This window comes from Algoriella xinjiangensis, from assembly GCF_900115015.1.
GTDB classification, from domain to species: Bacteria; Bacteroidota; Bacteroidia; order Flavobacteriales; family Weeksellaceae; genus Empedobacter; species Empedobacter xinjiangensis.
The window spans coordinates 53,627-72,312 of record NZ_FOUZ01000001.1 but is presented as its reverse complement, the minus strand read 5'-3'; the positions used below and the strand labels follow the sequence as shown (position 1 = coordinate 72,312).

Sequence of the window (18,686 nt, the reverse complement as noted above, 5' to 3'; positions counted from 1 at the left end):
TAAATTATAACAAAAAAGGCAACTCAATGAGTTGCCTTTTTTTATTTTGATTGATTTCTTTTATCCCAGAAATCTGCATTTTTAATTCCAATTTCTGATGGATTAAAATCAGGATTTTCAATTCCTTTTTGACGTTTTTGTTTGTAATCTTTCCAAACTTTTAGTCCCGTATTGCTCAATAGTAAAATAGCAATTACGTTAACCCAAGCCATTAATCCTACACCAATATCACCAATTGCCCAAGCTGTTTCTGCGGTTTTTATTGTACCATAATAAGTTGCTAATAAAAAACCAATACGCAATAACCAAACATATAATTTTTTGTTTCCATCTCTAAAAATGTACATAATATTTGTTTCCGCATAATAGTAATAAGCCATAATCGTAGTAAAAGCAAAAAAGAATAATGCAATTGCAACAAAACTATCTCCAAAAGCTGGGAAATGATGCGAAACTGCAGCTTGTGTAAAGCCTGTATAATCTGTTCCAGGTAAATTTTCGGTAATAAATTTACCTGCTTGTGTTGGATGATTTACGTTATATTTTCCTGTAAATAAAATCATAAATGCTGTCGCTGTACACACAAATAAAGTATCAATATAAACTGAAAAAGCTTGTACTAAACCTTGTTGTGCAGGATGATTTACTTCTGCTGCAGCTGCTGCATGTGGCGCTGTACCTTGTCCAGCTTCGTTTGAGTAGATTCCACGTTTTACACCCCACGCAATTGCAGCACCAAAAACTCCACTATAAAGCGATTCTTGGTTGAATGCTGATGCAAAAATTAATTTTATAACTGATGGAACTTGGTGAATATTCATTCCGATAATAATAATTGCCATCAAAATGTAGGCACCAGCCATAAATGGAACAATAAACTCGGATGCTTGACCAAGACGTTTTACACCTCCGAAAATAATTAAACCTAATAATGCAATAATTGCGATTCCAACTAAATTAATTTCAAATCCGATGAAGTTAAAAGTCGGAATTTGGAATGCATTATTCAACGCAGAAGAAATACTGTTTGATTGTATTCCTGGTAATAATAATCCACAACTAATAATTGTGATAACTGCAAATAAAACAGCGTACCATTTTATTCCCAATCCTTTTTCTATATAATAAGATGGTCCACCACGGTACTCACCATCAATTTCTTGTTTGTAAACTTGTCCTAAAGTAGATTCTATAAAAGCAGAAGCGCTACCAAGAAAAGCGATTGCCCACATCCAGAAAATAGCTCCAGGTCCGCCCATTGCAATTGCAGTTGCAACACCTACGATGTTTCCTGTACCAACACGCCCAGAAATGGCTAATGAAAAAGCCTGAAATGGTGTAATTCCTTTGTCTGATTTTTTACCACTAAAAAGTAGTCGGACCATATCTTTGAGATAGGTAATTTGAAGAAAGCCTGTTCGTATCGAGAAATAAATTCCTGTAATACCGCAAAGCCCTATAAGTGCGTACGACCAAACGTAGCTGCTAATGACGTTAACGATTTCGTCCATCTGAGTAAAATATTTGTTTTGTGTTTAATTTGTTGCTAAAATGATAAAAAAATCTAAAAAAAGGACTAAGTTCTTTAAGAATTTAATTAAATAATTGATTTAACTTCATTTGTCTTGAGTTAAAGGTATTTAGTTTTATTTAAATTATTAGTTTAAGTTAATGTATTTAAAATATTGAAATATAATTAAATAAAAAAAGACTACATTATGTAGTCTTTCCTATTTTGATAGATTTATTGTACGATTTTTAATTTTGCGAAATTCAGTAATAATTTCTTTTCTCCGGCATTATCAAAGTAAATAATCGCTTTCATATCGCTTGGTTCACCTTGTAAATCTTTTACAACGCCTCGTCCAAAACGATCATGTACGACAACTTGACCAACTTGTAAACCTTGCGCATTTGAGTTTCCATTTGCAGAAGCACTCGTTTTATTTACTGGTTTAAAGTTTGCTTTTGGTTGACTTTCGATTACTTTTCTCTGATTCGGATTTTGTCTTGCAACCGCTTTTTCTCTTTGTTGATACTGTTGTGGAGATGGTTCGTCACCAAATAAATCAGCAGATAAACCACTATTGTTACTTGCGCGAACGTTAATATTTAAATTCTTCCAATCTAAAAAACGATCATCAACTTCTTCTAAAAAACGAGAAGGTTCGCAATCAATAATTTTTCCCCATCTAAAACGAGAAACTGAATAGGTAAAATAAGCAACTTTTTCGGCACGTGTTAAGGCAACATAAAATAAACGACGTTCTTCTTCTAATTCAGCACGCGTATTAACGCTCATCATAGAAGGGAAAAGGTTTTCCTCTAATCCAGCAATAAAAACAACCGGAAATTCTAGTCCTTTTGCTAAATGCACCGTCATCAAATTTACTTTGTTGTCGTCTTCATCTTCGTTGTCGGCATCGGTTGCTAAAGCAATATTTTCTAAAAATCCACCTAATGACGAATCTCCTTCATCCAATTGTTGCTGCTCTTCAACATAACCTTGAATCGAGTTTAATAACTCTTGTACATTTTCTAGTCGAGAAACACCTTCTGGTGTAGAATCTTCTTTCAATGCATTCAATAATTGCGTAGTTTTCGCCATTTCCATCGTTACTTCGTACACATTATGTGTTTTTAGCATCACTTGGAAACGTTTAATCATCAAAGCAAAATCATTCAATTTATTAGATGTACCTGCATTAATACCAATATTTGGTGCATACATGGCAATATTTTCTATCAAATTAAATAATGAAATATTGTATTGATCTGCCGCAACTAATAACTTTGTAATCGTAGTTTGTCCAATTCCACGAGCCGGATAATTTACTGTACGCAATAAGGCTTCTTCATCATTTTGATTAATCAAAAGGCGCATATAACCAACCATATCCTTGATTTCTTTACGCTGATAGAAAGAAGTTCCACCAAAAACGCGGTAACTAATTCCTCTTTTACGCAACGCTTCTTCTAAGGCACGAGATTGCGCATTTGTACGATACAAAATAGCAAAATCTTTTGGTTGTAGATGTTCGCTTATTTGTCTTTCCCAAATTTGAGTAGCAATATAACGCGCTTCATCAGCATCAGAAAGTCCGCGGTAAACGGCTATTTTTTCACCATCTTCATTTGCTGTCCAAACATTTTTTTCTAACTGATCTTGATTATGTTTGATAATATGATTTGCCGCTTCAACAATCATTTGTGTCGAGCGATAATTTTGCTCTAGCGGATATAATTTTGCGTCAGGATAATCTTGTTTAAATGATAAAATGTTGCGAATATTTGCGCCACGAAACGCATAAATAGATTGCGCATCATCACCAACCACACAAAGGTTTTCGTAACGAGAAGCCAATGCTTTTACAATTAAATATTGCGAATGGTTGGTATCTTGGTACTCATCAACCATAATATATTTAAAACGTTCTTGGTATTTTGCTAAAACTTCAGGAAATCGAGTTAAAATCTCGTTTGTTCGTAATAATAAATCATCAAAATCCATTGCACCAGATTTGAAACAACGATCTACATAAGCTCTGTAAATATCGCCCATGCGAGGTTTCATAGCTTCGTTATCTGCTTCAATTAATGCTTGATTATTGTGATAAGCACGAACGGTAATTAAGTTATTTTTGAATTGAGAAATTCTTCCCAATACTTGTTTTGGCTTATAAATATCTTTATCCAAATGCATTTCGTTGATAATTTTTGTCATCACCGAAACCGCATCTTGCTGATCATAAATTGTAAAATCTGATGGATAACCCAATAATGGAGCTTCTACACGAAGAATACGTGCAAAAACAGAGTGGAAGGTACCCATCCAAAGCGATTTTGCATTTGCATCACCCACAACATTTCCAATACGCTCTTTCATTTCGCGCGCAGCTTTGTTGGTAAATGTTAGGGATAATATATTAAACGCATCAACGCCTTTATGCAATAAATGAGCAATTCGATATGTTAAAACTCTCGTTTTTCCAGAACCCGCACCCGCAATTACCATAACTGGTCCTTCGGTAGCTTCTACAGCCAATCGCTGCGGTTCGTTCAGTTTTTCCAAATAATTTTCTTCCATCACGTGCAAAGTTAAACTTTGTAGGTAAAGGATAAAATATATTTGACTTAAAAATTTTAAATGATGATTTTTTATTGATTATAAAATTATGTTATCAAATGATAGAATTTTAGTAATATTTAGGGAAGATATCGTTGATTTGATAAATTATTAATCCCTATATTTACACAAATTTTTTATATGACAGAGGAATCAGTAAAATCAAGTAATTATGAGGTAGTAAAGCAAGTGTTTACGAATTTCTTGGAAGATAAAGGACATCGTAAAACACCAGAGCGTTACGCTATTTTAGAGGAAATTTATTTTACAGATGATCATTTTGATATAGATATGTTGTATATCAAAATGAAAAACAAGAAATACCGCGTTAGCCGCGCTACTTTATACAATACAATTGAGTTGTTATTAGATGCTAAATTGGTGCGTAAACATCAGTTTGGAGATCAACAAGCTCATTATGAAAAATCGTATTTTGATAAAAATCACGATCATATTATCCTTTCTGATACTGGCGAAGTTTTAGAGTTTTGTGATCCTCGTATCCAAACAATAAAACAAACAATAGAAGAAGTTTTTGATATAAAAATCGATAATCATTCATTGTATTTTTACGGAACTAGAAAAAACAAGTCTTAATACAAGTAAACAATTGAAATGAAATTTAAAATTTCAATCATCTTATCTTGCATTTTAACGGCAAGTTTATTTGCACAAAAAAAGCCTGTAAAAGCTAAAGTTAAACTTCAGCATGCTGATTTAGTAGAGCGTAATCCTGATAAATACGAAGGAAATCAGTTTTTAACAGGAAACGTTGTTATTGAGTACAAAGGCGATTTGGTTTATGCCGATAGCGCCGTTTTGTATCAAGACAAAAATTTGGCTGTTGTTTGGTCTAATTCACGTTTAGTTAGCAAAGACAAAACAATTACGGCCGATAAAATGGAGTATGATGGAAATACAACTATCGCAAAAGCGTTTAAAAATGTTGTATTAACAGATCCAGGTTCTCGCATTACAGCAGATTATATGGAATATAATCGTACAAATGAAATTGCAACAGGAATTGGAAAAGTAGAAGTTAAAACGCCAACACAACAAATCAGTTCAGAGAAAATAATTTACGAACGTTTAACAGGAAATATCATTGTTAACGATACGTATAAAACAATAGGATCTGATGGAACATTAGTCGAAGGACGAAATGTTGTGTATAATATCAACTCAAAATCAGCCAATTTTGGTTCAGAAGTTTTTATCACGAATAAAGATTATACCATTTATTCGAGAAAAATGACGACTAATGATTTGACTGGAATTACAACTTTCAGAGATTATTCTAAAATAACTCGTCGCAATGATCCTTCTCAATACATCATTACATCGGATGGAGATTTTAATAAAAAAACGGGCGAAGCTTGGTTAAGAAATAATTCGCAAGTGTTTTATCAAGGTAAAATGTTAACGGCTAAAAAGTTATATTTTAATGATAAAACTGGTTTTGGAAAAGGAGAAGGCGATGTCTTTTTAGATGATCCAAAAGAAAAACGTTTTCTACGCGGCGATTATGGCGAAGCTTTTCGTTATTTAGATTCTGCTTACGTAACCAAAAATGCGTATGCTGTAAAATCTTTCGATAAAGATTCGTTGTATATAAGCGCTGATACTTTGTTGGCTGTTAAACGCCACGATGTAGATTCTACGTCGTTTATCAAAGCTTATCATAAAGCACGTTTTTATAAATCTAATGCAAATGGAAAAGCAGATTCTTTGGTTTTTAATCAAACAAAAGGAATCATGCAATTTTACAAAGATCCTATACTTTGGTCGGGCGATAATCAAGTGACTGGCGATTATATGGAAGCGTATACCAATACGAAAACCAATAAAATGGATTCGTTAAAGGTTTTTAATAACGCATTTGTAATCGCGAAAGTAGATTCTTTGGTTGACAATGAATTTCATCAAATAAAAGGAAAATACTTAACGGTATTGTTTCAAGATGATAAAATTGATTTTGTAAATGTAGAAGAAAACGCTGTTGCATTAACGTATATGGATGATACGGATGCCAAAACGAAGAAAAAAGAGCGTTATGGTGTTAATATTTCGTATTGTGGAATTATAGAAGTTGATGTTGTTGGTAAAGATGTAGAATTAGTTGCATGTCGTATAAAATCTGATGGAAAAATGTATCCTTTGTCACAATTTCCAGATGAGTTGCGCTATTTACCCGATTTTAAGTGGCGAATTAGCGAACGATTAAACAAATGGCGAGATATTTTTGTTGAATCAAAATAATCTTTTCTAATTTTAATCGTTAACCTTAAAAGCGACACATGAAAACAAACTATATATTTCTTGCAATTACCTTATTTTTTACGAGCTGTTATACGTACAAAGCTTTCGATCCAGAAGAATACGCTGTCGAATTAGCAAATCAAAGTACAAATACGTCTACTCAAAATGCGAGAAGCAGAGTAACGCAAATGACAGAAGCTAGAAGACAAAAATTGTCTCCAAATCAAAATTCGTTTAATGATACAAGTGCATTAATTGATGAAGAAGAACTTGTGAAACAAGCGATGTTAAAAAAAGGCGAAAATAAGGAAAAACCTGTAATTGATCCGTCAACAATTAAAATGACAGATATTATAAAAGAAAACAAGTTTTATAAAGTTGATGTACAAGGTAAACAATATACAATAGAGGCAAAGCAATGGAAAGCTGATACTTTATATGCTGTTGTAAAAGGTAAAAAAGAAGAATTAAAATTTCATAAAAACGATATTTCTGATGTTCAAATCAGAAAATTTTCAAAAGGTAAATCAGACGCGCTTACAGTTGCAGCTTATGCATTAGGCGGTGTTGGTGTATTTTTATTATTAAAATAATAATGGGAACATTAAAAGAAGAATTTTTCAAATTTCAGGCGCAAACGACAAATTTTGCGTCTGGTTTTGAAGTAGATTACGCAAAGGGCTCTTATATCTATGGAAAGGATGGAAGAGCCTATCTTGATTTTGTAGCGGGCGTTTCTGTAAACACATTAGGGCACAGTCATCCGCGTATCAATCAAGCAATTATCAATCAAGTAAATAAATATATGCATGTTGCCGTTTATGGCGAATATGCACAAGAAAAACCAGTAGAATTGTGCAAACGTTTGGTGGATTTAACACCAGATGGTTTAGAACAAGTTTATTTGGTGAATTCTGGAACAGAAGCAATTGAAGCTTCGTTAAAATTAGCAAAACGTTATACGGGACGTCAACAATTGGTGTCGTTTAAAAATTCGTATCACGGAAATACACACGGTTCGTTGAGTGTTTCGGGAGATGAACGTAAAAAATCTGCATTCCGACCATTGTTACCAGAAGTGTATTTTTTAGAATTTAATAACGAAGAAGATTTACAAAAAATTACCACAGAAACTGCAGGTGTTATTGTAGAAAGTATTCGTGGTGCTTCGGGATTTAGATTACCCGAAAATGATTTTTTCAAGAAATTAAAAAATCGTTGCGAAGAGGTTGGTGCTTTATTGATTATGGACGAAATACAACCAGGTTTTGGTAGAACTGGGAAGTTATTTGGTTTTGAGCATTTTGGTATTGTACCCGATATTGTCGCGATGGGTAAAGGTATGGCGAGCGGTTTGCCGGTTGGCGCTTTTATGTCGTCTAACGAAATTATGGGTTCGTTAAAGCAAAATCCTCAATTGGGACACATTACAACTTTTGGTGGAAATCCTGTTATTGCAGCTGCTTCTTTAGAGTTGTTGAATGTAATTGATGATGAAAAATTAATGGAAGATATTGATCGTAAAGAACAATTATTTAGAGAACATCTACAACATCCAAAAATTTTAAAGATTCACGGAAAAGGTCTAATGTTAGCACCAGAAGTAAAAAATGTGGATTATGCTTTACGTGTTGCAGCTGAATGTATGAATCGTGGTTTGATTCTTTTTTGGTTGATGTACAGCATCGAAACATTACGAATTACACCACCAATTAATATTTCGGATGAAGATATTATTAAAGGTTGTACAATCTTGAAAAATGTATTAGACGATTTAGATTAATACTTAAAGTAAAATAATATAAATAAAAGAGAATAAGTGATTTACTTGTTCTCTTTTGTTGTTTAAAGTTTATCTTTTTCTTCCGTAAAACAATAATCTTTTAAATGAATAAATTGTAGGAAATGGCTCAAAATAATTTTTGATTCGACGCATAAATTCTTTCACAAAAAGTTCTTGTTCATGTACCGTAAATCTTTCCATGTAAGGAATTAAAGCTGATCCAGAAATAAAATTATACAAATCAGTTTCGTCATCTGCATAAATAGGATAGACACGCAAACTGATATTTAAATCTTTCAAACCTTCGTCAAACATAATTTTTGCATATTCATCAATGCTTAATAAGGGAGATTCTCGGTGATAACCACTCAAAAAATCCGAATAAGGTTGCTCTTGTACCAATTCACTCAAAATAAAATTTAAAATGTTTTCCTTTTGACAAGGCATTTGAACCGCAAATTGACCATTATCATTCAGTTTTGAAATCAATTTAGGAAATAATTCAACATGATTATCCGACCATTGCAAGGCTGCATTACTAAAAATTAAATCATATTTTGAATCAGAATTTGCAAAATCTTCTATCGTAACTTGTTCAAAATGCAAATTTTCATGTTCTAATTCTTTCGATTTTTCAAGCATTTCTTCCGAAGAATCAATACCTAAGAAATTAGCTTGTTTAAATTTTTCAGTCAAAATAGCCGTTTGTTCTCCAGTTCCGCAACCAACATCTACACAATTAGTTAAATTTTCGTCGGTAATAAGTGCAGCCAAATCATAAAATGGTTGATAACGCACATTTTTGAAGGTATTATAAATTTCTGGATTCCAAGGCATAATGTAATTTTTAGACTTAAATTTAAGCAATTTATGTTTAAAAATTTTTCTGAATATTAAATAAAAAAAAGATTATTTTTGCTGCTACCAAACCAACCCTTTATGATTGAGCATTTACCGTTCTTTTTTACAATTATTGTTTTGATTGTATTATTGAATCTTTGGGCAAATAAATTAAAAATTGCCTATCCAATTTTACTTGTAATCGCAGGATTAGGAATAAGTTTTATTCCCGAATTACCTATATTACATATTGATCCAGATTTAATCTTTTTCATCTTTTTACCACCATTATTGTTTGAAGCTTCTTGGAGTGTTTCATTAAAAGAAATGAAAAAATGGTGGCGAATCATCGGAAGTTTTGCCTTTTTGGTCGTGTTTTTTACGGCTTTTTTAGTTGCAATTGTGTCCAATCATATTATACCAGGATTTAGTATTGCTTTAGGTTTTGTGTTGGGAGGAATTGTTTCTCCGCCCGATGCCGTTAGTACTGGTGCAATTACAAAATTTGTAAAAATACCAAAATCAACTTCTGCAATATTAGAAGGCGAAAGTTTATTGAATGATGCTTCGTCATTAATCATTTTCAGATTTGCTTTAATTACCGTTGGTACAGGACAATTTATTTGGCAAGAAGCTATTGTAGATTTCGTTTGGATGCTAATTGGTGGTGTAGGTATTGGTTTAATCATAGCTTGGATTTTTATGCAAGCACACAAAAGATTAGCAACCGATGCACCATCAGATATAATCTTAACACTTATTGCGCCTTATATTATGTACTATGTTGCAGAAGAAATGCACTGTTCGGGTGTTTTGGCTGTTGTTTGTGGAGGATTGTTTATGTCATCAAATCAATTAAAATTTTTGGCAAGTAGTAGTCGATTGAAAGGTTTTAATTTTTGGGAAAGTTTTGTTTTCTTGTTAAACGGTTTAGTGTTTTTTATTATTGGTTTGGGTTTACCAGAAATTGTTGCAGGAATAAAAAGTAACGGAATTCCAATAGAAACTGCAATTGGTTATGGTGTTATTGTGACAATTGTTTTGATACTTGCACGTATGATTAGCTCTTATACAGCAATGTTTTCGACCATGATTTTTCGACCACAAGTTGCACATAGTATGAACTTTTCACGAAGAACTTTTTTGACACCTTTAGCATTAGGATGGACGGGTATGCGCGGCGTGGTTTCGTTGGCAGCTGCTTTATCTATTCCCTTAAAATTAAATGGAGAGCCTTTTCCATATCGAAATTTAATTTTATTTGTAACCTTTGTTGTAATTCTTCTAACATTGGTTATTCAAGGGCTTACGTTGCCTTATATTATCAATAAATACAAACCTTTTTTGGGCTTAGAACAACAAGAAAAAGATGAAGCAGAAATGCACATGCAAATTAAAAAAGGGCTTAAACAACATGTTTATATTCATATCAAAGAAAAATATGAACGAGATTGGATTGGACATGCTGGTATGGAGCGTGTTTTAAAGCATTGGGAAGAGCAAGCTAATTCGCAAGATGTACGCTGGATTGATGATAATATAAAAGTTGTTTTGTTAGAAATGTTCGAAATTCAGCGTGATTATTTAAACGAATTAAATAAAGATCCCGAAATTAATGAAGAATTAATTCGTCAACAAATTCATCAAATTGATTTGGAAGAGGAACGAATACGCTTTGTGTAGGTTTGTGTTTTTGTTATTCATTTCGTCCAATTATCAATAAAATTTCATTTGCACTTCTATGGTCATTGTCAATATTAGCTCTTTCAAAATAGTATCTTGCTTTTTCAATAGATTTTTCAATAATATCGCCTTCCAAATAGTAAAGTCCTAAATAGTAATTTGCTTCTTCAATTTCAAATTCAGTGTTACTAAATTCAGAAATGTCGTTTACAATTTTTAAAAATATGTCAAATGCAATGAGTTTATTTTGTTCAGTTCCTATTCCAAAGTGATAACATAATGCAACTTCAATTGAATTACTATCATCCATTTTTTGTGCAGATTGATAAAGTTCAAATGCTTTTTTGAAGTCTTTTTTATCGCGATAGATTGTCGCTAAATTGGATGAAGCATTTCCAATACCTTTCTCAATTCCTTGTTCATATAATTTAATAGCTAATTCAATATCTTTTTCACAATATTTTCCTTCACTTAGAAAATCAGCTGTTCTAATTGTTGCATCAATATTTCCATTTTCATGAGATAATAAAAACCAATTAAAAGCTTCTTTTTTGTCTTCTTTGACTATTATTTGGTCATTAACGGTTAGTCCGTTGTCATATAAACAACCAACCTCATATTGGATAATATTATCATCATTTTGAGCAATTGACAATAATTTATTCCAATCTTCTATGTTATTAATATTTGTCAATTTTTAGTGTTATTTTGGGTTTTTACAATGAAAGTTAACATTGTTTATATACGTAATATAATAAATTGGTTCTGTTAAACTCTTCTTTGTAATAAATCAAAATATTTTGCAGAATTTTATCAAATTCACTTTCGTTACAAAATTGCATGGAAATTAAAATAATAACTTTTATAAAATTTCTTGCTTCGTGTCGTCAAAAGCTAAGTTTATGTCTATAATTACAATTTTGTATTTATATATTTTTTGGAAATTTCTTTAATTTCATTACTATAATTGTAATCACTTAGTTTTGGGTATGCAGGATGATAAGCACTTATACATAAACCTTTATTTGGAATAATATAATAATTGTTATTCTCATAAGAATATTGTTCATTAAAGTCAATTTTCCAATTTATGGTTTTTAAATCATTTTTAAAAAATTTGAAAGTATTACCGAAAATAATTATTTCAGGATCAATTTTTTTAATCTGATTTAAAAGGTCAATTTTATTTTCTTCATATATTTTATATAATTTTGAATCATATGATTTACTTCCTGCAGGATATTTATTAATATTTATGTAAGCAATTTTATTCAAAATATTATAACACTCATCTTCATTTGCAAAAGGTATATCTTCCCAATTTAAGTCATTATTAAGTAACCAATATGAAGAATAAATTATTTTTCTAAATGTAGCAATTGATAACGCATTTTTTTTATGCTCTCCATTTCTTAATTCTTCACATAAATCTCGTGGTTTATTATAGTCTTCAATAGAAACATTTCCTTCTTTTAAAATCCATAAAATTTTAATGTTACTTTCTTCATAAAATTCTTGAGGATTAATAATTCCGTCTAATATTTCTCTCATTTGTGTAAAATTGGTGGTAGCCTTGTTATATAAGCAATATAATTAATTTCTTCAAATAGATTTGGAATAGAAGGAATACGTTTTGTATTATTACAGAGAGAAAATTCTATAAAAACTGAACTAATTTCAAGGATTTTCTTTCTTCAATTCCATTTGAATTGTGTCTTTATTGAAAATCATTTTCCATTGCATTGATCTATCTTTTAAGTTAGAAACCTTGACAGGAATTGTATCTGGTTTTTCGGGATTATTTTCGAATGAAATAAGTTTTAACGCATCTTTATTTTTATCATATTCATACTTCATAAATATTGAAGCACTGTCGATATATAAATTTGGGTTAGGAGAGAATAACAATTTTCCACGTTCTTCAAAATAGATTATTTTCCACGCTAAAGTATCTTTTTCCCATGATTTTTCCGGAATTATTTCTCCATTTCGCATCATTTTTTCAACTTTCCATTTACCGAAATATTTTTGAGATTTTTTTACATCATAACTGTAATAGAATACAAATACAAATGGAATTAATATACATAAACCGCGTATTAATTGACGTAACGTGTTATTACCAATAGAAGGCAATGTGCTTTTGTAACGTGTAAAAAAGTCAATTATATCCTTTTTTCTTTCTAATAATAAATATGATAATCCCAAAACCATAATTATTGATATGAAAGTTGTAAGTGGACCAATTCCATAAAATAAATTAATCATTAGAATATTTAATTGAACGGGTAAAAGCGTAATTACACCCAACAATGTGGTGCGTCTATATAATAAAAGTATACTTCCTATTAGTTGAAATAAACCAATAATAACGGTTAGTGAGTATGAATAACCGTAATATATCCAAGTTAATTCTTGCCCAGATAATGTGTTAACTAATGAATCTTGGGTATGGTATGAGAATGCAAAATTGACATTAAATAGTTTTTCAAAACCAAATGTTGCAAGATAAAAAGCAAGCCAATAACGTAAAATAGTTGTAAGCCAAGTATAATATTTTTGAGAATCAACCTTATTGTTTTTTTCTTTAAAATGCCAATAAATTGATAAACCAATAGAAAAAAGAATTCCAAAAATCAAAGATGACATTCCAACCGGAAGTATATATTGATTTAGTTTATAAGGAAAAAGGGGTAAAATAGTATGAAGGACAGAATCGACTGCACCCACGATAGCTAAAAAACTTAAAATAAATTTCGAAATCCAGTTAGTTTTATTTTGTGTTTCTATTGCACTCATAGGTTTGTCTTATATTATTGTTTTTTTGTTTGAATACAATAACGTTTAACGTTATTGTATTTGCAAGGTAAACATTTTTATTTCAGTAAATTATAATAAAATATACTTAAAGCTACAGAAACAATATTACCTATAAGATAATAATTATTATAAACAGCTTCTCGTTTTCTACCTTCATCTGTTTTTTCGTTATCTGCACTTTTCAATCGAGTTCCTAATTTTAAAGCACCGAATAATGTTAAAACATGAGGTAAACCGCTAATTAAAGAATATGCAAGAAATGCTCTTTCAATTAAACCTTTTAGAATTGATTTGTAATCGAAAAATTTTGCTTTTTTTTCCTTAGGAGTTATTAGTGCAATGATTAATATTTTGGAGAAAAGACTCATATTTAAATTAGTGTAATTGTATTTAAAATTTCTTTTATAGAATTATATGACGATAAATTTAAACTTTTTTCGCGCTTCCATATCAAAGATCTCTCTTTATTCATTTTTTCAGATACAATTTTATAGTCTTTATATTTAATTAAATTACTTATAAGTAGATAATCCTTATTTATTTTCCAATCATCAACAATATGTTGAAATATATTGAAGCTATTATTTATTATACTATTTTTTTGAGGATTTTGAGAATCTATATAAAATCTGTTTCCCGAAGATTTCATGTTATTTAGCAAGTTTCTAGCATTAGTTAATCCTTCGCCAAGCATTTCGTAAGCAATCTCGTTATTTATTTTAGTATCAATTTTACCATAAACCATCACATAACGAAGTTTAATGTCAAAATTATTTTCTATTATAAATTCTTCAATATCTAATAGTATCTTAACTGTACTATCCAAATCTTTTATAATTCCCTGAAATTCGTCACCTAAAGTTATCGTTAATGGAGAAAGTATATGTTCAGAATATTTTTTATTAATGTATTGTGTACATAATTTAAAGTTTTCCATTAATAATTTCTGGTCTTTTGACCGGCTTCCAATAACATCGCTCATTAAAATATAATTTCTCATAACGATTCTTTTTATTTCAAAAATAATGAAATAAATCTATTTATGTTATAAAAAGTGAAATAATATTAAATATGTCATAAAAAGTGAAATATATTAAAGAAAGATAATTTACTTAAAATTATAATTTGTACAATATAATTTTTTATCAAACTGGTTGAATATTTTGAATTTCCTCAAAACTATTTGATTAATGCAAGTTTTAACAATGCAGTAGTAGTATTATAATTTCTAGTTGTAGCTTCAACTTTTAATTGAGATTCTAAAAAATTAGTACTCAGTTTTGTGTTTCCATAACCAAGCGGACAATAAAGGTAAATCACCTTATTAGAAAACGCAATATCTTCACCTTCTTGTTTTTTACTTGCAATATCCTCTACATTTATGTTTTCGGGTTGAGCTGCAAGAAATGTAAAATGCAAAAATTCCTTGTCTTTGGTAGCATCTTTAGAAAAAGGATTATTGGCAACAATTTCTGTTAGTTCATGTTTTGTTAAAACAATTATCGGAACCTCAAAATCAAAAACTTCTTTTATTTTGGTCTTTATTAGTTGCTCTAATTCTTTAGAATCCTCAATTTCAGATGAAAAAATAACATTGCCGCTTTGCACATAAGTTATCGCATTCTGAAAACCTAACTGCTCATACATTGCTTTTAAAGCATCCATTTTTATAAGTTTTTTACCACTTACATTAATTCCTCTTAATATTGAAATATACGTTGCCATAAAATCATTTTTTATACGCTTAATGCTTTAATCTCTTTTATTTCGAGATTTGCTTTCACACCATTTTTATCAACCGCATTTATCATTGCTTTACCAACTTCGCTCAGCGTAAGAACCGACCAAGGCGTAAAAATTTTAAATACATTCGCAATAAATGTATAAAATTTATTGACATATTGTTGATTTGGAAATGGGAGCATAGCCGCTGGACGAAAATTAAACTCATTTTTGAAAGGCATTTTCATCAATTCATTTTCTGTTTTTCCTTTTACACGCGCCCACATTGTTTTTCCTTGCTCAGTACTATCCGTTCCGCGACCGCTCACATAACAAAAAGTAAGATTAGGATTATTTGCTAAAACGGTTTTTGCAAACGCAATTGTTGTATCGTAAGTAATTTGTGTAAATTGATCTTCTTTCATTCCAACAGAACTTATTCCTGCACAAAAAAAGCAAGCATCATATCCGCTAATTTCAGTTTTATAATCGTCTAATTTTGTGAAATCTTGAACAATTAATTGTTTTAATTTTGGGTGATTAACCGTAATTTCTTTTCTCGATATACTCAATATTTCGCTTACTTTGCTGTTTTGTAAACATTCAAATAAAACGCCTTCGCCAACCATTCCGGTTGTTCCTGTTATAATGACTTTCATATCTTGTGGTTTAAATTTGTTAAAAATTAAGATGTTGGAGTAGAATATTTTGGTAAATCAACCTTTTCATATTCATTAATTAAACTGAGATTTACAATCGTATATTCTCTATTTTCATCAGGAAAATGCATTGGTTTAAACTTTGCTCCAATTATAAATTCGTCTCTAAAATACGATGTTTTCTGAACAACATCATCTGCAAAAACTTCATCAAAAGCTCTAATTTGAACAATCAATTCGATATTTGTTGTTTTAAAATCATGCGACTGAATGTTATAAAAAGGTGAATTTTCGTCAATTTCATGTAAAACAGTCCAATCTATCATCAAATTTGTCAACTTTGGCGTTTCTACTTTTAAGTGATAAAAATAGTTTTTATGTTCGCCATTTTCATTAAAAGTGATTGCCGCCGTCAGCGTTGCTTCTACATTAGACAACGTGTTATTTTTGTAAGGTGAAACGCGAAATGCAATAGCAGTTTTGTCTTTAAAAGGCGTAACCAAAGCATTGTTGCTAAATTGTAGAAAAGCGCGTGGACGAGAGAATCTACCGTAAAATAAACCTGTTGCAATCGCAAAAATCATCAGTCCAAAAAAAGCTTCTACAGTTGCAGTTAAACTTGCTAAAGAACCAATTGGCGTAATGCGACCATAACCTACTGTTGTAAAAGTTTGCGCACTAAAAAAGAAAAGTTGCACATAGTCGTGTAATTTACTTCCTCTACTAATTCCAGAAATATATTCAATACCAATCCAATAATAAATCGAAGCAAAAATTATGTTACAAAACAGATAAAATAAAAGGAAAAAACCAATAAATTGAAACATATTTAGATTGAGCATCGTGTGATACCAACTGTATCGTTTCAGGAAATTTACACCTTTATGTTTTACATTTGGTGTACCATTTTTATTAATTCTTCTTCCGTATGTTTTGTTTACTAAACCAGAGTTATCATTGGTTTTTAGACCTTTATTTCGTTTAAATAAATCTTGCATATAAATAAAATTTATATCTACTAATTGATTTTTAGATCAGCTAAAATCTGAACTAAACTATTTCAAAATCAACTGTTGGGATTTCTACTAAATATATAAACTTTATTAAATAATTATCGAAATATTTTGATTGATTAAAAAGTGATAATATTTTTCTAATTTCGTAATTATAAAAAATAATTAAACCAAACAAATTATGACAACCAATCGTTTAGAAGCCTTTAGTGATGGCGTACTTGCCATTATTATTACAATTATGGTTCTGGATTTGAAAGTGCCAATTGGCGACGATTTGATGAGTCTTAAACCTTATTTACCAAAATTTATATACTATTTATTTAGTTTTATTTATGTCGGAATTTATTGGAATAATCATCATCATCTTTTTCAAGCAATAAAACGCGTAAATGGCGCAATATTATGGGGAAATTTACACCTATTATTTTGGCTGTCTTTATTACCAGTTTCAACCGCTTGGATGGGCGAAAATTTTCATTCGGCTTGGCCAGTAGCTTTTTATGGTTTTGTATTATTGATGAGTAGTATTGCGTTTATGATAATAGAAAAAGTTGCGGTAAAAACGGAAGGAAAAGAATCTATTATCGGAAAATCTGTAAGCAAAAATATAAAAGAAATGAGTTCATGTATCGGGTATATTTTAGGAATTGTTGTTTCCTTTTTTAAACCAGAAATCGGAATTGTTATATATTATCTTATTGCATTAATTTGGTTGATTCCTGATCGTAGAATAGAAAAAGTTATCGAATAATGATTAAATAATAGGAAAAGCTGAGGTTTTAAACAAAATCTCAGCTTTTTTAGTTTTCTTATTTTAAAGTAGATTTTAACTTCATCATAAAGTTTAGCATCGCTGGACTTAACTCCTCAAACAATGGATTGTTTTTATTTTTTAAGATAACTTCTGTAAAAAGTTTTAAACCTAACGCAAATTCTGTTGCTTGATTTTCTTCTTCAAACGGATTTTTAGCATTTATGATTTCTATGATTTTAAAAATCTCATCATGATTCATAAATTCAAAAGAAATCGGCTCTTTTAATGTCGCTTCTTTGTCTAGCAAATCAATTTGCTCTAATGTAATTTTGTATTTATTTCCCTTTTTCATTGGTGTATTGTTTCTTATTTCACAAAATTAAGCGGTATCAAAAAGATAAAATTTAATTATTGATTCTTTAAATTGATTGATTTTATAGACAATATCTATTTAATGTTAAACATGTTATTTGTAAAATTAATTACAAAGTTTAACAATTTGATAATGTTATGTTTAATAAATAATTTTTGAAAAATAGCGAAATTGTAATAGATTAAAAATCAATTTTACAGCATGAAACTACTAAAAGGAATTACAGGTTTTGATACCGAATCTACATTTGATTTAACACAATTAAACGCCGTTTTGAGTAATATAACACAACCTTATTTGAAGCAAGGAGAATTGAAAAAACCGAACGAATCGTCAAATTTCTATCAACAAAAAATAAAAGATGAACGCACAAAAAAAGAATTTTATTTGATAGCGAATTCTACTTATTTTATTTTTGCATGTGTAGAAAATAGCCGTTGTTTTGATTTAAGATTTATTGATTTTCCAATTGATTTAATTACGCAACTTAAAGCAACTGTAAATTCTGATTTGGTTGTTCTTAACCGAAAAGAAGCCTTAGAAAATGTTGAAACTTCTGATTTAAAAGATTTAGCAGAAAGTGAATTAAAACAGATTAACTATTGGAAAAGTAAAACAGTAGGAGAGATTATTTTTAACTGTTATGACTAA

General features: G+C 30.2%; 19 protein-coding genes. 7 read left to right on the top strand and 12 right to left on the bottom strand.

Annotated elements, in window-relative coordinates; all coding sequences use genetic code 11:
- Positions 1-41: 41 nt before the first annotated feature.
- The gene (locus BM072_RS00305) at positions 42-1,511 is read right to left on the bottom strand and encodes an alanine/glycine:cation symporter family protein (protein ID WP_092905396.1); all 1,470 of its coding nucleotides are present in this window, start codon (positions 1,509-1,511) and stop codon (positions 42-44) included.
- A 233-nt stretch (positions 1,512-1,744) separates the two neighbouring features.
- Positions 1,745-4,087, bottom strand: coding sequence for an ATP-dependent helicase (locus BM072_RS00300; RefSeq protein WP_092905394.1), 2,343 nt, complete (start codon positions 4,085-4,087; stop codon positions 1,745-1,747).
- A gap of 180 nt (positions 4,088-4,267) precedes the next feature.
- On the opposite strand from BM072_RS00300, the gene BM072_RS00295 reads away from it, so the two are divergent.
- From BM072_RS00295 to BM072_RS00280, 4 genes are read left to right on the top strand one after another with little or no spacing between them, the layout of a single operon-like run.
- Positions 4,268-4,723, top strand: a complete 456-nt coding sequence (locus BM072_RS00295; protein WP_092905392.1) for a Fur family transcriptional regulator — start codon at positions 4,268-4,270, stop codon at positions 4,721-4,723.
- Between the two features lie 18 nt (positions 4,724-4,741).
- Positions 4,742-6,385 carry an OstA-like protein gene (locus BM072_RS00290; protein WP_092905390.1) on the top strand — a complete coding sequence of 548 codons (1,644 nt, stop codon included), beginning with the start codon at positions 4,742-4,744 and terminating at the stop codon, positions 6,383-6,385.
- Between the two features lie 38 nt (positions 6,386-6,423).
- Positions 6,424-6,978 carry a hypothetical protein gene (locus BM072_RS00285; protein WP_092905388.1) on the top strand — a complete coding sequence of 185 codons (555 nt, stop codon included), beginning with the start codon at positions 6,424-6,426 and terminating at the stop codon, positions 6,976-6,978.
- Positions 6,979-6,980: 2 nt separating this feature from the next.
- Positions 6,981-8,168 carry an aspartate aminotransferase family protein gene (locus BM072_RS00280; protein ID WP_092905386.1) on the top strand — a complete coding sequence of 396 codons (1,188 nt, stop codon included), beginning with the start codon at positions 6,981-6,983 and terminating at the stop codon, positions 8,166-8,168.
- A gap of 69 nt (positions 8,169-8,237) precedes the next feature.
- Here BM072_RS00280 and BM072_RS00275 read toward each other — a convergent pair whose 3' ends face one another.
- A complete protein-coding gene (locus tag BM072_RS00275) occupies positions 8,238-9,005 on the bottom strand; it encodes a methyltransferase domain-containing protein (protein ID WP_092905384.1) in 768 nt (255 codons plus the stop codon).
- A gap of 102 nt (positions 9,006-9,107) precedes the next feature.
- On the opposite strand from BM072_RS00275, the gene BM072_RS00270 reads away from it, so the two are divergent.
- Positions 9,108-10,691 (top strand): Na+/H+ antiporter, encoded by a 1,584-nt coding sequence (locus BM072_RS00270; RefSeq protein ID WP_092905382.1) that lies wholly within the window; start codon positions 9,108-9,110, stop codon positions 10,689-10,691.
- 13 nt (positions 10,692-10,704) lie between these two features.
- Here BM072_RS00270 and BM072_RS00265 read toward each other — a convergent pair whose 3' ends face one another.
- The 8 genes from BM072_RS00265 to BM072_RS00230 form a co-directional block, all read right to left on the bottom strand.
- The gene (locus tag BM072_RS00265) at positions 10,705-11,385 is read right to left on the bottom strand and encodes a tetratricopeptide repeat protein (protein WP_092905380.1); all 681 of its coding nucleotides are present in this window, start codon (positions 11,383-11,385) and stop codon (positions 10,705-10,707) included.
- Between the two features lie 218 nt (positions 11,386-11,603).
- Positions 11,604-12,242: a hypothetical protein gene (locus tag BM072_RS00260; protein WP_092905378.1), complete on the bottom strand. Its 639-nt coding sequence runs from the start codon at positions 12,240-12,242 to the stop codon at positions 11,604-11,606.
- Positions 12,243-12,368: 126 nt separating this feature from the next.
- Positions 12,369-13,490: a PMP-22/EMP/MP20 family protein gene (locus BM072_RS00255; RefSeq protein WP_092905377.1), complete on the bottom strand. Its 1,122-nt coding sequence runs from the start codon at positions 13,488-13,490 to the stop codon at positions 12,369-12,371.
- Positions 13,491-13,567: 77 nt separating this feature from the next.
- Positions 13,568-13,879, bottom strand: coding sequence for a hypothetical protein (locus tag BM072_RS00250; protein WP_092905375.1), 312 nt, complete (start codon positions 13,877-13,879; stop codon positions 13,568-13,570).
- 2 nt (positions 13,880-13,881) lie between these two features.
- Positions 13,882-14,511 carry a SatD family protein gene (locus BM072_RS00245; protein WP_092905373.1) on the bottom strand — a complete coding sequence of 210 codons (630 nt, stop codon included), beginning with the start codon at positions 14,509-14,511 and terminating at the stop codon, positions 13,882-13,884.
- 179 nt (positions 14,512-14,690) lie between these two features.
- Positions 14,691-15,236, bottom strand: coding sequence for a DUF1697 domain-containing protein (locus BM072_RS00240; protein ID WP_092905372.1), 546 nt, complete (start codon positions 15,234-15,236; stop codon positions 14,691-14,693).
- 11 nt (positions 15,237-15,247) lie between these two features.
- Positions 15,248-15,892 (bottom strand): NAD-dependent epimerase/dehydratase family protein, encoded by a 645-nt coding sequence (locus tag BM072_RS00235; protein WP_092905370.1) that lies wholly within the window; start codon positions 15,890-15,892, stop codon positions 15,248-15,250.
- A gap of 26 nt (positions 15,893-15,918) precedes the next feature.
- Positions 15,919-16,890, bottom strand: coding sequence for an ion channel (locus BM072_RS00230; protein WP_092905368.1), 972 nt, complete (start codon positions 16,888-16,890; stop codon positions 15,919-15,921).
- Between the two features lie 196 nt (positions 16,891-17,086).
- Here BM072_RS00230 and BM072_RS00225 point away from each other — a divergent pair, with 196 nt between their 5' ends.
- Positions 17,087-17,659 (top strand): TMEM175 family protein, encoded by a 573-nt coding sequence (locus tag BM072_RS00225; RefSeq protein ID WP_092905366.1) that lies wholly within the window; start codon positions 17,087-17,089, stop codon positions 17,657-17,659.
- Positions 17,660-17,717: 58 nt separating this feature from the next.
- Here BM072_RS00225 and BM072_RS00220 read toward each other — a convergent pair whose 3' ends face one another.
- Entirely contained in the window at positions 17,718-18,014 is a 297-nt protein-coding gene (locus tag BM072_RS00220) for a DUF3861 domain-containing protein (protein WP_092905364.1), read from the bottom strand.
- Positions 18,015-18,236: 222 nt separating this feature from the next.
- On the opposite strand from BM072_RS00220, the gene BM072_RS00215 reads away from it, so the two are divergent.
- Complete coding sequence (locus tag BM072_RS00215; RefSeq protein ID WP_092905363.1) at positions 18,237-18,686, top strand: SPFH domain-containing protein; 450 nt, start codon at positions 18,237-18,239, stop codon at positions 18,684-18,686.

Coding starts and splice junctions, on each gene's coding strand:
- BM072_RS00295 (WP_092905392.1), top strand. CDS start 4,268: ATGACAGAGGAATCAGTAAAATCAAGTAATTATGAGGTAGTAAAGCAA.
- BM072_RS00290 (WP_092905390.1), top strand. CDS start 4,742: ATGAAATTTAAAATTTCAATCATCTTATCTTGCATTTTAACGGCAAGT.
- BM072_RS00250 (WP_092905375.1), bottom strand. CDS start 13,879: ATGAGTCTTTTCTCCAAAATATTAATCATTGCACTAATAACTCCTAAG.
- BM072_RS00240 (WP_092905372.1), bottom strand. CDS start 15,236: ATGGCAACGTATATTTCAATATTAAGAGGAATTAATGTAAGTGGTAAA.
- BM072_RS00215 (WP_092905363.1), top strand. CDS start 18,237: ATGAAACTACTAAAAGGAATTACAGGTTTTGATACCGAATCTACATTT.
- BM072_RS00300 (WP_092905394.1), bottom strand. CDS start 4,087: ATGGAAGAAAATTATTTGGAAAAACTGAACGAACCGCAGCGATTGGCT.
- BM072_RS00230 (WP_092905368.1), bottom strand. CDS start 16,890: ATGCAAGATTTATTTAAACGAAATAAAGGTCTAAAAACCAATGATAAC.
- BM072_RS00275 (WP_092905384.1), bottom strand. CDS start 9,005: ATGCCTTGGAATCCAGAAATTTATAATACCTTCAAAAATGTGCGTTAT.
- BM072_RS00280 (WP_092905386.1), top strand. CDS start 6,981: ATGGGAACATTAAAAGAAGAATTTTTCAAATTTCAGGCGCAAACGACA.
- BM072_RS00220 (WP_092905364.1), bottom strand. CDS start 18,014: ATGAAAAAGGGAAATAAATACAAAATTACATTAGAGCAAATTGATTTG.
- BM072_RS00255 (WP_092905377.1), bottom strand. CDS start 13,490: ATGAGTGCAATAGAAACACAAAATAAAACTAACTGGATTTCGAAATTT.
- BM072_RS00225 (WP_092905366.1), top strand. CDS start 17,087: ATGACAACCAATCGTTTAGAAGCCTTTAGTGATGGCGTACTTGCCATT.
- BM072_RS00305 (WP_092905396.1), bottom strand. CDS start 1,511: ATGGACGAAATCGTTAACGTCATTAGCAGCTACGTTTGGTCGTACGCA.
- BM072_RS00285 (WP_092905388.1), top strand. CDS start 6,424: ATGAAAACAAACTATATATTTCTTGCAATTACCTTATTTTTTACGAGC.
- BM072_RS00235 (WP_092905370.1), bottom strand. CDS start 15,892: ATGAAAGTCATTATAACAGGAACAACCGGAATGGTTGGCGAAGGCGTT.
- BM072_RS00260 (WP_092905378.1), bottom strand. CDS start 12,242: ATGAGAGAAATATTAGACGGAATTATTAATCCTCAAGAATTTTATGAA.
- BM072_RS00270 (WP_092905382.1), top strand. CDS start 9,108: ATGATTGAGCATTTACCGTTCTTTTTTACAATTATTGTTTTGATTGTA.
- BM072_RS00245 (WP_092905373.1), bottom strand. CDS start 14,511: ATGAGAAATTATATTTTAATGAGCGATGTTATTGGAAGCCGGTCAAAA.